This window comes from Micromonospora sp. A202 (assembly GCF_006715105.1).
In the GTDB taxonomy this organism is placed as follows: Bacteria; Actinomycetota; Actinomycetes; order Mycobacteriales; family Micromonosporaceae; genus Micromonospora; species Micromonospora zamorensis.
Map to the genome: position 1 here is coordinate 2428860 of NZ_VFMP01000001.1, position 13572 is coordinate 2442431.

The 13572-nt window shown below is 69.4% G+C and carries 9 protein-coding genes; 4 read left to right on the forward strand and 5 right to left on the reverse strand.

Features of this window, described 5'->3' with window-relative positions:
* Positions 1-268 precede the first annotated feature (268 nt).
* Both FBZ33_RS11215 and FBZ33_RS11220 read right to left on the reverse strand, forming a co-directional pair.
* Positions 269-838, reverse strand: a complete 570-nt coding sequence (locus FBZ33_RS11215) for a DM13 domain-containing protein (RefSeq protein ID WP_141908972.1) — start codon at positions 836-838, stop codon at positions 269-271.
* Between the two features lie 130 nt (positions 839-968).
* Positions 969-1748, reverse strand: a complete 780-nt coding sequence (locus FBZ33_RS11220) for a glucose 1-dehydrogenase (protein WP_141908973.1) — start codon at positions 1746-1748, stop codon at positions 969-971.
* 131 nt (positions 1749-1879) lie between these two features.
* On the opposite strand from FBZ33_RS11220, the gene FBZ33_RS11225 reads away from it, so the two are divergent.
* A complete protein-coding gene (locus tag FBZ33_RS11225; RefSeq protein ID WP_088947668.1) occupies positions 1880-2524 on the forward strand; it encodes a TetR/AcrR family transcriptional regulator in 645 nt (214 codons plus the stop codon).
* A 56-nt stretch (positions 2525-2580) separates the two neighbouring features.
* Here FBZ33_RS11225 and FBZ33_RS11230 read toward each other — a convergent pair whose 3' ends face one another.
* Positions 2581-4725, reverse strand: coding sequence for a UvrD-helicase domain-containing protein (locus tag FBZ33_RS11230; protein WP_141908974.1), 2145 nt, complete (start codon positions 4723-4725; stop codon positions 2581-2583).
* Between the two features lie 409 nt (positions 4726-5134).
* On the opposite strand from FBZ33_RS11230, the gene FBZ33_RS11235 reads away from it, so the two are divergent.
* Positions 5135-5563 carry a nuclear transport factor 2 family protein gene (locus FBZ33_RS11235; RefSeq protein WP_099852420.1) on the forward strand — a complete coding sequence of 143 codons (429 nt, stop codon included), beginning with the start codon at positions 5135-5137 and terminating at the stop codon, positions 5561-5563.
* Positions 5564-5591: 28 nt separating this feature from the next.
* Complete coding sequence (locus FBZ33_RS11240; RefSeq protein ID WP_141908975.1) at positions 5592-6110, forward strand: TetR/AcrR family transcriptional regulator; 519 nt, start codon at positions 5592-5594, stop codon at positions 6108-6110.
* Positions 6111-6157: 47 nt separating this feature from the next.
* Here FBZ33_RS11240 and FBZ33_RS11245 read toward each other — a convergent pair whose 3' ends face one another.
* The gene (locus FBZ33_RS11245) at positions 6158-8005 is read right to left on the reverse strand and encodes a glycoside hydrolase family 15 protein (RefSeq protein WP_141908976.1); all 1848 of its coding nucleotides are present in this window, start codon (positions 8003-8005) and stop codon (positions 6158-6160) included.
* 269 nt (positions 8006-8274) lie between these two features.
* On the opposite strand from FBZ33_RS11245, the gene FBZ33_RS11250 reads away from it, so the two are divergent.
* Positions 8275-9048 (forward strand): hypothetical protein, encoded by a 774-nt coding sequence (locus FBZ33_RS11250; RefSeq protein ID WP_141908977.1) that lies wholly within the window; start codon positions 8275-8277, stop codon positions 9046-9048.
* Between the two features lie 393 nt (positions 9049-9441).
* On the opposite strand, the gene FBZ33_RS11255 is transcribed toward FBZ33_RS11250, so the two are convergent.
* Positions 9442-13530 carry a tetratricopeptide repeat protein gene (locus FBZ33_RS11255; RefSeq protein WP_141908978.1) on the reverse strand — a complete coding sequence of 1363 codons (4089 nt, stop codon included), beginning with the start codon at positions 13528-13530 and terminating at the stop codon, positions 9442-9444.
* Positions 13531-13572: the final 42 nt, after the last annotated feature.

A 13572-nucleotide genomic window follows, 5' to 3' on the forward strand; every position in this document is an offset into this window, starting at 1 on the left:
GGGCTCCCGCCACTCGGCACGAAATGGTTGGACGAGGTCCGCGGCACCCGGCCGGCTCATGGACACAGGTCCCCGCCACTGGTCCCGCCGCCCACGCAGGACCAGTCCGTCGTCGAATCGATGTGGCCCACGCCGTGCGCGCCCGAGCACCATGTGACCGGATCATCTGCGGTGCCGCAGCACCTGGCTGGACGTCGAATCGATTCGCTCCGACGCTAGATTGCACAGTGAAAGATGTCAATGCCCTGTCCGGCAGGTTGCGGCCTGATCAGGTGCTCGTGAGGTCGGCCGCGCCGAAGGAGACCGCGAACCGCTTGCACCAGATGGAGACGCTGCGGAAGTCGCGCGGGTCGACCGAGGCTGGTAGCTCGTACACCTGGTTGCCCTTGTTGCCTTTGAGCTTTGCCAGCTCGACCCATTCGCCGTCGTCGAACACCCGCCAGCCGGCCGTGCCTCGGGTGACCGGTTGATCGGTCAGCCACACCCGCAGGTCCGGTCCGTTCGACGTCTTCAGGTCCTTCACGACCAGCTGGTGGCGACCGTTGGCGAGCCGGACGATCTCGGCGCTGCCGGTCGTCTCGTGCTCATGGGTGACGAACTCGCCCGCGGCCAGGATCTCGTTGACCGCAGGGATGGTGGCCGATGCCGTGGGGGACTGGTGCGTGGACATCGGCGTCGTGGCGGCCGGTGTCACCCCGGCGGGAGGAAGCGCTTCGTCGACGTACGTGTCGGTGAACAGCTTCCACGGCTGGAACCAGTAGGCGGCCAGAACCGCCACGACGACAACGGTGGCGAGACCAGCCAACGCCACCGGTGACCGGAAGATCGATGCCCTCATTCCCGGAGCGTACGACCGCCGCGACCGTCGAACTGGCCGCGAACCCTTTCGGATCTCTTACGACTCCTCACGGTTGAGGGTGCAGTCGTCGTCTGAACCCGCCCAGGAGGTTCGCATGCCAGTCGGTTGCTCATGCGGTCTCCGCCTGAAGGGCGGGGCCGAGGAGGAGGCCACCGTCGATGACGTACTCCGAACCGGTGATGAACGAGGCGTCCGATGACGTGAGGAACAGGAGAAGCCGGGTGACGTCGGCCGGTTCCCCAAGCCGGGGGATGGCGAACGGGTCGGGTGAGTAGAAGTCGGCGATTGCCATGGTGGCGCCAGCTGCTGGTTCCTGGATGAAGGGGGTCGCGATCACGCCGGGGTGGATGGTGTTCACACGGATGTGGTCGCGGCCGAGCTCGAGCGCCGCCGTTCGTGTGAGACCACGCACGGCCCATTTGCTGGCGACGTACGGCGCGTAGTGCGCCGTGCCGCCCAGGCCCATCGTCGAGGCGATGTTGACGATGGTTCCCCCTGCCGCTCGGCGCAGAGCGGGGGCGGCGACCTTGATGCCGAGGAAGGTCCCTGTGAGGTTGATGTCGAGGATGCGCGACCACGTGGCCTGGTCCGTGTTCTCGATCAGCGCCGGCGGGTTCTGGACGCCCGCGTTGTTGACGAGCACGTTCAGGGCGCCGAAGGTGCTTTCGGCGGCCTGCACAGCGGCCGACCACGAGCTTTCGTCGGTGACGTCGAGGCGGGTGAAGCGAGCACGGGTCCCGAGCTCGTCGGCGAGAGCGGCGCCGCGTTCGGCGTCGATGCCGCCGATCACCACGTTCGCTCCCTCCGCGTGAAAGGCCCGTACGTGGCTGGAGCCCTGGCCGCCGGTCCCACCGGTCACGAGCACGGTCTGGTTGTCGAAGCGGTTCATCAGATGTTCCTTCGGTACAGGGGCGACCGACCGGGAACGCCGGTCGATGGTGAGTCGAGCGACTCACCACTGCTCTGACACTAGGTCGGCGGCAGTGGTGAGTCAAGCCACTCACCTCGTATGCTCGGTCCATGAGCAGGGTCGTGACGACGTATCACCAGCGTGTGGCCCAGGAGAAACGCGCGCTGATCGTGACCGCCGCGACGGCACTGTTCCTCGAGTTGGGCTACGACCGGACGTCGCTGGCGCAGATCGCAGAGCGCTCGGGCGTTTCGCGGGCCACCTTGTTCAAGCAGTTTCCGAGCAAGGCTGCCCTGTTCGACGCCATCGTCACCGAGTCCTGGGCAACAGCTGACGAAGAGGAGCCTCCGCCGGCGGGCAACCTCGTCGACGGGCTCAGGACCATCGGTCGCCGCTACGCCGAGCTGTTGAGCCAGCCCCGGATGACCGACCTGTTCCGAATCGTCATCGCCGAGCTGCCGCGATTCCCCGAACTGGCCCACGCGCAGTTCTCACACGGGAAGATGCCCTACTTCGAGTCCGTACGCGGCTACCTCCTGGCCGAGCACGAGGCGGGAACGGCGCGGGTCGAGGACGTGGAGCTCGCAGCCACCCAGTTCCTGGGCATGATCTCCAACTACGTCTTCTGGCCGACACTCCTCGTGCCGGGCTGGGAGGTGAGCGCCGAACGCGTCGCTCAGGTGGTCGACGAGGCCGTCCGCACCATCGCCGCCCGGTATGCCGCGACTGGACCAGACACGTCCACCACCGACTGACCCCGCCAACCGCAGGCCCAGGCCCGCGACCACACCCTCGTCTGTGAAGAGCCCGACTACCGCGTGATTATCAGCTGCCCGAGTTCCTGGGTGCATCGGGTGAGCGCGACGTAGAGCCCGTTCCAGCCGCGCGGTTCGGCGGCGATGCCCTGAGGGTCGACCAGTAGCGTCGCGTCCCATTCCAGTCCCTTGGACTGGGTCGCGGTGAGCACTGGCACATCACTCAGCACGGCCCGGAGTTCGGCGACGCGGGCGGCGGGGGCGATGACGCCGACCATGCCGCCCTGCCATCGTTGCTGGAGCTGCCGCACTGCCTGGGGAGCGGCGCCGGCAAGCTCGGCGGGGGTGATCGTGAGCTCCCAGGGGGCGATGCCGGAGGATCGCACCGCCCGTGGCGGCGTGTTGTGGCTGCCAGCCTTCTTCAAGACCGGTTTGGTGAGGTCCATGACCTCACGCGGGGTCCGGTAGCAGATGGTCAGTGCCGCGGCGGTCCAGCGGTCTCCGAAAGCAGCCTGCACCGCCTGCGCCCAGCTGGTGTGCCGGTGCGCTGCCTCGGCCTGGTCGATGTCGCCCACGGCCGTGATGGAGCGACTGGGGCAGCGCCGCAGGACCATCTGCCACTGCATCTCGGACAACTCCTGCGCCTCGTCGACGACGACGTGGCCGTACACCCAGCCGCGCTGCCGGCGAGCGTGGTCGGCGACGAACTCGCCCTGTGGTTGCGGGGCGTCGACGTCGCCGAGCAGGTCGGCGAGGGCGTCGAGCAGGGGAATGTCGCTCGATGCCCATGGGGCCGGCTCGGCCGCGACGGCGGTGAGCTCCTCCGGCGACAGTTGCGGGGCGGTCCGGGCCAGCAGGGCGCGGTCGCTCAGGAGGTCACCCAGCAGGGTTTCGGCGTCGAGGGTGGGCCACAATGCCTCGACGAACCGGGCGATGGTGGCGTTCTCGGCGATACGGGTATGCAGGTGTTCGATCTCTTCCTCGGAGAGCAGCCCGTCGACGTCGCTGCCGGTGGACGTCCGGGCGGGACGGTGGTCATGTTCCATCCCCTTGTCGACGCGGGCGAGGATGTCCTCGAAGCCCTCCTCCATCTCGTTCATCAACGTCTCGCGCTGCTCGGCGACGGCGTCGGCGAGGAGGTGGTGCAACTGCTCGGCGAACGCCGCGCGGGCCCGGTGGTAGGGGCGTCCCTGCACCGCCGAGGCGAGCGCCTGCGCCACCGTTGCGGCGTCGATGACGTAGAAATCGCCCTCCCAGCGCAGCTTCAGCTCACGGGGTCGGGGGAGCAGCGACGCGACGTAGCTCTCGAGCGCGGGCTGCCAGAGGGCGCGGCCCTTGATCTCGGCGAGAAGCCGATTCTCGTCGCGGCCCACGCGGATGTCGGCCAGCAGGGTGTCGCAGGTCGCCGAGACGACGGCGGTCTCACCGAGGGCGGGTAGCACCTGGCCGATGTACTGGAGGAAACGCGGCGAGGGGCCGAGGACCAGGACCGCCTGCTCGGCCATCTTTCGGTAGGTGAACAGCAGGTAGGCGACGCGGTGCAGCGCAACCACGGTCTTGCCGGTGCCGGGACCGCCCTGGACGACCAGCGGGCCGGTCGCCCTGGCCCGGACGATGTCGTCCTGTTCGCGTTGCAGCGTGGAGATCGCCGTCGACATGACACCGGTGCGCCGCTGGTCGAGGGCGGCCAGGAGGGCGCCCTCACCGACGAGTTCGGCCGTCATGCTCCCGTCCAGCGGCTCGTCGTCCACCCCGACGACGGTCGACCCGTTCGTGCGTACGTGACGCCGTCGTGCCTGACCCTGGGGGTCGACGGCCGTCGCGGTGTAGAACGGCCGGGCTGCGGGAGCGCGCCAATCCACCAGCAGTGGCTCACTGTCCTCGACGTCGTCGCGGAGACCGACACGGCCTACGTGTCGCACGGTGCCATCAAGGCCGTCGAGGCGACCGAAGACCAGCCCCTCCCGAGCTCGCTGCAGCTCTTCGTACTGCTGACGGAGCATGCGCTGCCGGGCATGTTCCAACGCGTCCAGGGCCTCCGACGAGAGCTCGACCTCCAGGTGCTCGGTCAGCCTGTCGCGCCGGGCCGTGGCCAGGTCGAGGAACGCCTGTTCCTCGGCGATGGCGGATTGGCGCGTGCCGCCCGGTGTTACTCCGCTGGCATCAGCAGTGCCGTTGTTCAGGGCAGAATCCCGGCGCATTCGCAAATCCTCGTGGGGTTCCCCTCGGCCCCGGATGAGCCGCAGTGCATTCCGCGGGCAAGCATAGGGACCGTTTCTCTCGTCGGCCAGGAACTCCGCCGACCGAGATGGGAGTCTCAATGCCTTGCAGTTCCAGGTCGCTTGTGGCCTCACGCAATCGTGATTTGCTCATTGACGGTTCGGTCGCAATCTGATCTGCGGCTGCATTTCGACCACAGGGCGAAGGCCGTGGCGCCGTTGCCGGCCGTCTCGCTGGCTACGAAGCGGGGTTCTGGCCCTTGTTTGGGGAAGCCGAGACGGTCCCACCGCAGAGCAGGGAAAGCTCGGCCAGGCAAGCGCCGAGCGTCATGATCGATCGCACAGTGTTTTGTTATAGGTTAACCACTAATGGAGACGGTAGGTTTCGATCATGACCGACACGATCGAGATCCGTACCCCCGCCCAGCACGCTGCGGCCGAGCACCTGCGGTTGCTGACAGCCGCCGACCTGGACGCCTGGGCTGCTCTCTTCGCCACCGACGCCACCTTCACCTTCCCCTTCGCCCCGCCCGGCATGGTCACCGAGTTGCACGGGCGCGAAGCCTTGCACGCGCACATGCGTGGCTTCACCGAAACCTTCGATGCACGGCTCGTGGACCTGACCTTCATCGCGACGGCCAGTTCGCAGGTCGCCGTGGCGCGGGGAAAGCTCGACGGGACCGCCCGGCCCACCGGCAAGCGGTTCCAGCAGGACTTCATCGTGGTCGTGCACACCGGCGCCGACGGACTGGTCACCCGGTTCGACGACTACTGGAATCCGCTGGCCGCCGTCGAGGCTCTGACACCGGCCGACGCCTGAGGTCGATCATGGCGGATAGGCTGGTCACATGCCTGCTGCCGGGACAACAGTCAAGAGTGACCAGCGCCGCCAAGGCGTAGTCGACGCCGCGGTGAGCTGCTTCGCACGCAAGGGCTTCTACGGGACGACCACCCATGAGATCGCCGAATGGGCCGGCATCTCTCAGCCGTACCTCTATCGCCTCTTCGCCAACAAGCAGACCATCTTCATCGCCGCCGTCGAGCATGTCGGCGATCTCCTGACGGAGGCCCTGAACGCGGCCGATACGACGGAGCAGGCTCTGCGAGACGCCTACGGCATGATCATTGAGGACGGCGATGTCCTGCGCTTCCTCATGCAAGCCAACTGTGCCACCGACGAGCCGCTCATCCGCGACGCCGTCCGCGCCTGCTACGCCCGACAAGTCGCGGTCGTGTACAAGCTGCTCGACGGTGACGAGGAAGCCGTCCGGCGCTGGTTCGCCGTCGGCATGCTCGCCAACGTCACGACCATGCTGGGTCTTGGCGAAATCGACGAGCCCTGGGCCAGGACACTCGCCAGTACCTGAGTGTGGTCTTCCTCGCCGGGTCTGCGGCCGACCGGAGCGTGCACCCGCTAGCGGCGACGCCGGGCGTTGGCCTCGGCGTCGAGCAGATCGTTGAGTGTCAGCGCTGAGTTGATCAAAGAAAGATGGCTGAACGCCTGAGGATAGTTGCCGATCTGCTCCCCGGTCGCGGCGATCTCCTCGGCATAGAGACCGAGGTGGTTGCTGAAAGTGAACATCTTTTCGAACGTGAGGCGGGCGTCGTCCAGGCGGCCGGAACGGGCCAACGCCTCCACGTACCAGAAGGTGCACATGTTGAAGGTGCCCTCGTGGCCGGGGAGGCCGTCGGGGGAGTGGACCGGGTCGTACCGGTGCACCAGGCTGTCGGAGACCAGTTCGCGCTCGATCGCGTGCAGGGTCGACTGCCACAGCGGGTCGCTCGGCGTGACGAAACCGACTGACGGCATGGCGAGCAGCGCCGCGTCCAGCACGGACTCGTCGTACGCCTGCACGAAGGTGCCGCGCTCCCGGTTGTATCCGCGGGCCATGACCTGGTCGTAGATGCGGTTGCGTTGCTCCGTCCAGCAGGTCATGTCTCCCGGGCGGCCGGTGCGGGTGGCCAGCCGGATGGCCCGGTCCAGCGCGACCCAGGACATCACCCGACCGAAGGTGTAGTTGCGGGGGTGGTGGCGGCTTTCCCAGATGCCGGCGTCGGGCTGGTCCCAGTTGTGGCAGAGCCAGTCGACGAGCCGGACGGTGCTCTTCCACACCTGGTGCGAGACGCGGATGCCCTGCTCGTCAGCGAGGTGCATGGCGTAGAGCGCCTCGCCGTGGATGTCGAGCTGGATCTGGTCGGCGGCGCCGTTGCCGATCCGCACCGGCCGCGAGCCGCGGTAGCCCTCCAGATGGTCGAGCACCTCCTCGTGCAGGTCGGAGGAGCCGTCCACCCGGTACATGATCTTCAGGGGATCCTGGTGCTCGCCGGCCTCGCGGATCCGCTCGTCCAGCCAGTTCATGTACCGGCTGACCTCCTCGGTGAAGCCGAGGCCGAGCAACGCGTGCACCGAGAACGACGTGTCACGTACCCAGGTGTAGCGGTAGTCCCAGTTGCGGGTTCCGCCGACCAACTCGGGCAGCGCGGCGGTGGGGGCGGCGATCATCGCGCCGGTCGGCGCGTACGTCATGAGTTTCAGCGTGATGGCGGAGCGCTCGACCATCTCCCGCCAGCGGCCGGTGTAGCTGGAGCGCTCAAGCCAGCGCCGCCAGTAGTCCCGGGTCCACTCGAACATGCCCTGGACCTCTTCCGGCGAGAAGATGCGCGGCTCGGTGCCGGCCGTCTCCAGGACTACGCCGCCGGTGTCACCCTCGTTGAGCGTGCCGTACGCGATCAGATCGCCGCCCTCGAGGCGGACGTCGCCGTGTTCGGCGAGCAGCCGCCGCACCGGGTCGACCGGGTTGAACGTCATCGTCGCCGACCGGCTGCGGAAGACATAGCCGTTGCGATGGCGTTCCAGCTGATGCTCTTCGCGGGCGTAGTCGAACCGCGGCCGGCACTCCACCCGGAAGCGCATGCTCCCCCGGACCATGTTGACGATGCGGACCAGGCGGTGGGCGTCGGTGGCCCGCTCGCCGGTGACCGGCATGAAGTCCATCACCTCGGCCACCCCGTCGGCGCTGATGAACCGCGTGATCAGGATGGGTGTGCCGGGCAGATAGAGCTGCTTGGTCACGTACCGCGTGTCGTGCGGCGCGATCTGGAAGTAGCCGCCCTTCTCCTTGTCCAGCAGCCCCGCGAAGATGCTGGGCGAGTCGAAGCGCGGCGCGCAGAACCAGTCGACCGTCCCGTCGCACGTCACCAGCGCGGCGGTCTGCAGGTCGCCGATGAGTCCGTGATCCTCGATCGCCGGATAGCTGTCCACGTCTCTCCCCGGTTCGGCTGCGTCCTGCGCATCGAATCTAGGGGGAGAATTGCCGAGTTAGGTGGGATTCGCGTTCAGCCACCCTGTCGCGTACCCCGAGGTGCCTCGACCCCCCGGCCGGCACCTCGCCCAGCCCACCCGGTCGCGTGGATTGCCGGCATCACCGCCAGCCGAGCTCGCGCCCGCCGTCGGACAACCTTCTGAAGGCGGAGGCCCCGCCGTACCCCCCAAGGTCAACGTCGACCTGGCTGGTGCGGAACGATGGCACCGTGTCCATGGAACGCGTAGAAGCTCCAGCCACCCTGTTGACCTGGCTCGCAGACCGTCCCAAGTGGGAGGCGGCAACCGGCTACCACCCGGCTGGTTGGGAATCCTCGACCTGGATTCTCCATGCGATGTACGAGAACCCGCGCTTCGCGGGTCTGGGTACCCACGACGAGCTGCATCGACACGGGCTCGAATCTGGCGACCTCGCGCCGCTGATCGTCGGAGACATCAACCTCGACGAGGGAACCACAGAAACCGGCATACCCCTGGGCTTCGTCGTCCGACCGGGGAACCCCTGGCGGCGGGTGCTCTGGTCGCAGCATCTGACCGGGGAGCGGGGGCAGGCACCAGATCGACGCCACCCTCCATGCCACCGCTGGTTTCCCCATAACAGTTGGCCCGTTGCCGTCCAGCCGCCGCCCGAAGGTTCCCTCGACGAGGAGAGCCTGGATGCCTTGCTGGATGCCCTGTGCCGACACTCGGCCGCCGGCCCGAGCACTGACTGCGTCGCTTTCTACGCCTCCTTGCCGGCCAACGACTTCGACAACCTCCACGTGTGGCGCGGCCCGTTGTCAGCAGTCCCCGGACTGCTCGAAGAACGCGGAGGGCCCTACCCGTTCTCACCGACGAATCTGTGGCCCACGGATCGGTCCTGGTTCATCTGGACCGACTACGACCTGCAGGGCACCAGGATCAGCGGATCCAGGTCCCTGATCGAGGCGGTCAGGAGCCACCCCGCTCTCGAGACGGTGGACTGGTCAGGCCAACTCGGCTGATTCTCTGCGACCCCCGGGCACTGTCAGTTGAAAGGCAGATCTGGCGAAAGGGATCGATACCAGAGACAGGGGGCACAGCAGAGGAGTACGACGAGTGCCATGATGGCGATCAGAGCAATCCCGCTGAGGCTGCCGATGGCGAACAGGCGCCCGAGCAATCGACTCCCGCCGCCCGCTTCGTCCGTGTCTGCGGCCATGACGCTCCCATGATCAGCAGTGCTGGCGGATCAATCTACCTTTCGAGGCAGACGGTGACCTTCTGGCGGCTGCACCGTCCGAGTCTCGAGGCGACGGTTCATCACTTCGCCCCTGCGGTGGAGATCGTCGACCTCGGCTGAAGGCTCTGGCGTACGCGCCTGACGACTCGGTTCGATCGGGCTTTAGACGCCACGTTCAGGTCGGCCCGGCCGCGGTCGGTAGCACCGCGATCAGGTCGAGCACCTGGGCGGCCTGGGTTGGCCCGAAGGCGTCGGTGAGGATGGCCGTGAATGCCTCGTCACCGAGCCCGGCCCGCAGTTCACGCAGCGCGTTCAGGTCGAGCGCCGCGTTGCTCGACCCGATCTGCCGGTCGATGGCCAGTGCCTCGACGATCAGGGGGATGCCCTCCGCGGGGTGGCCCTGCTTGACGCGCAGCTGTCCGATCGCTACCTGGTCCAGCGCCACTTCCTCCCAGTTGCCCTGCTCGCGGTCGATCCGCAGGCAGGTCCGGTAGCACCGCTCGGCCAGGGCCTGGTCGCCGCGCAGGCCGGCCACCCGGCCGAGGTGGAAGGTGCTGTTGGACACGCCCGACTGGTTCCCCAGCCGTTTTTTGATCGCGATGGAGTGGCGGTAGAACCTGTCCGCGCCGGCGAAGTCCTCCTGCTCCTCGCAGACCCGGCCGAGCTGGTGCAGGACGATGGCCTGGTTGGGCTCGTGGCGCAGCGCGCGGTAGACCTCCAGCGCCTGCTCGTAGCGGGACCGGGCCTCGGCCAGCTGGCGGGTTTCCAGTGCCACCATGCCGAGGTCCTCGTGGCATTTGGCAATCCCCGCCCGGTAGCCGGCGGCGGCGCAGATCGGCAATGCTCGGAGAAGGCACATCCGGGCGGTGCCGAACTCGCCTGCCTGGGCGGCGGCGATGGCGAGCAGGACGTACCCGCTGCCGAGCGGGGTCGGGTGCTCATCGGGAAACCGGAAGCGAAGGTACGCCTCGACCCGCTCGGCCCGGTGGGCCGCCTGCGCCGGGTCGAGGTGTCGGGCCAGCAGGTCGGCGAAGGCCGGCGCACCCAGTTCCAGGCGTTGCACGGCCAGCCACTCCAGGGCCGACGGGTGCGGCGGCCCGTCGTTCCCGCCCATCACGCTCAGGGTGTGCGGCACCGCCTCGACGACCCGCCCGAGGACGGTCCGGACCTGGCCGAGCAGCTCGTCGCAGCGGCGCAGCAGCGGGTCCTCGCCGAGCGCCGCGACGATCGTCCGGGCGCGGGCGAAGCAGCTCTCGGCGAATTCGAGGTCGCCGAGGTCCCGGGAGAGGTGACCGAGCAGCAAGGTGCACTCCGCGATGCGGCCGTTGCTGCCGACCTCTTCGAAGATCTCCAGGGCGGCCCGGACCCGGGACTCGGCGCTGTCGTACGCGAAGCGGGCGAGGGCGATCCGCCCGAGCATCACCAGCCCGCTGCCCTGCTCGACCCGGACGCCCATCCGCGCGTAGGTGGCGATCGACACCTGGATGCACTGCTCCGCCTTCACGAGGTCCCTGGCTTCGAAGGCGAGCATGCCGATCTGGTGATGGCTCGCGGCGATCCCGTCCAGGTCGTCGAGTTCCCGGGCGATCGCCAGCTCTTCCAGGTAACGCGCCATGGCCAACTCGACGTCGCCGTTGCCCCGGGCGATGCCGGCGAGCTGGTGCAGGGTTCTGGAGACAGCCCCGCGGTCGCCGAGCCGACTCAGGATCGTCAACGCCTCCTGGTACAGCCGGTCCGCTGTCGCCCGGTCGCCCCGGTTGTCGGCGACCAGGCCCAACTGGTGCAGGAGCTTGCCGACCCCGCTGTCGTCGCCGAGGTCCCGATAGACGGCCAGCGCCGCCTGGTAGCGCTCCGTCGCCGGCGGGTACTCGCCCCGGTTGAGGTGCACGTCGCCCAGTCCCTTGAGGAAGCTCGCCGCGAGCGCCGAGCCGGGCGGCGCCATCGGCAGGAGCTCCCGCCAGATCTTCTCCTCCCAGGCCCAGTGCCCGGCCGCGTGCAGCACCTGGCAGGCCAGCTCGGAGTAGGTGATGGCCTGCTCGGTGTCACCCGCCGCCAGGTGGTGGTACCGCGCCTCGACGATCTGCCGGATGAAGGTGTGCTGGTCTGCGGCGTTTCGGGCCCGCCAGCCCCAGTAGCGGCCCGCCCGGCGGTGTGACTCGGTGACCGCATCGCGGCCGGCGATGCGCAGCAGGCTCGTCGCCGTCCACCGGTGCACCAGGTGGCCATCGGTCACGGGAGCCAGCAGCCCCAGGTGCGACAGGGGCGTGATCGCTTCGTCCAGCCCCGCCGACTCCGGCGGCGGGTCGTCGCCGTTCGCCGGGTCGGCGAGTTGCCAGGAGAGCCCGGCCCGGTCCACCGGGGTGCGGTAAACCGCCGCGCCGAGCAGCAACCGGCGGGCCGCCGGGACGGCCTCCAGGTGAGCGAGCAGCCGGGGCAACAGCACGTCCTCGGCGGCCAGTGCGCCGGCCTCGGCCAGCGGCGTGCCGACGCCGGTCGCCCTGGCGTCGTCGCTGCCGGCGACTGCCGCCAGTCGACTGGCCACCTCGCCGGCTCGGGCGGTGCCGTCGCGCAGCAGACCGTCGAGGTATTCCAGCGCACGCGGGTGGCCGCCCAGCCGGTGCCACATTCTCTGCTGTTCCGCCGGAGCCAGCCGGCCGACGCCCGGTAGCCGCCAGAGCAGCTTGCGGGTCTCCTGCCAGGAGAGCGGGCCAAGGTGGTAGGGCTCGATGCCGGCGACCGGGAACGGGTGCCGGCTGGTCACGACCAGCTCGTGCCGGGTCGCCCAGTCGGCGAGGAACGCGGCCAGGTCCCCGTCGGCCAACTGGTGCTCGGCGTCCAGGGCGTCCTCGGCGTTGTCGAGGACGAGCAGCAGCGGCGTGCCGCCGGTGCCACTCGCCGCGAGCCGTCGACGCCAGTCCTGGCCGGGCTCGGCGAGGGCGACGAGGAGTTGTCGCAGCGGGTCGTCCGGTGCGGTCGCCGGCCGGGCGCATCGGATCTCCACCTGGCGGCGGAGCTCGTCGAGGATCCCGTCGACAGTGGCGTCGCCGCTGGTCGCCACGACGATGCCGCCCGCGTCGGCAAACCGCTGCGCGAGTTCGGCGGCGAGGCTCGTCTTGCCGATTCCGCCGATGCCGTGCACGAGGACCCGCAGCTTGCCCCGGGACAGCCGGCGCAGGATCTCCCGCCGGCCCACGAAGTCCGTCGGCGCGCGTACCACGCCCTCCCCGACGACCGACTGGCCCGGCGGCCCGGCGACGGCCCCGCCGTCCCGCCCGCCGGCCAACCGCAGCGCGGGGTCGGCCAGGAACAGCGTCGGCATCCACCACTCGGCGGAGGTCGGCGCCAGCTCTCGGCGGACGGCGGAGACCTCCGCCAGGAGTTCCGGCTCGCCCCGGGCCGCCAACCGCTCGTAGAGCCGGGCGCAGAACTCGATGGTGTACGCGTCGCTGACCGTTCCGTTCATCGCCAGGACCGCCGACGCGCCCTGGGCCAGCAATGCGCCGGCCAGCCCGGGCAGCTCCCGCTGACCCTGGCGGGCGGTCGAGCAGCCGGCGAGCACGATCAACGGTACGGTCCTGCCCGGCGGCAGCACCTCGGTCAGGAACCGCGCGGCGTCCACCCGGTCCTCCGCGCCGGTGGGGGTTTCCAGCAGCAGTGCGCCGGGACGCGCGTGGCAGGAGACGTGCAGGACGTGGAACGGCTCCTCGGCGAGAGCGGCGCGGATCGCGGCCGCGCTGCCCCACTCCAGGACTCGCACCCGCACTCCGTGGCGGTGCCCGGGTTCCACCGCGCCAAGGATCCGCCCGAGTTCTCGCTCGTGGTCCAGCAGCGGCTGGGTGGAGTCGTCCGGGCTTGCGATCGCCGCCAGCATCCGCAGCGGGCCGTCCACCCGGGCGGCGGGCACCGCGGCCCGGGGGCCGGTCCGGCACACGTCGACGTCGGGGCGCAGCGCCAGCGGCAGGTCCTCGCCGGGCGGCACCAGGGTTTCCCACGGCAGGTCGGCCAGCGCCGGATCGGTGACCTCGATGCCAAGGCGGTGTCGGCCGGGCCGGGCCAGCTCCGCGCGTAGGGCCGCGCCGGGAGCGCCGAGGAAGCGGTGGCCGAGCGCGGCGCCGACCTCGTACGACAGCTCCACCGAGGGGTCGCCGCGTAGCCGCCAGAGCAGGTCGGCGGTGCGTTGGTCGGCCCGGCCCACCGGGTGCCGCCACCGTTCACCCCGGGCAGCCATGACCACGTCGGTCGCGCTGACGGTCAACCGGATCACAGACGCTCCCCGCGGTCGCCGGCAGACGACCCGATGCCAGGG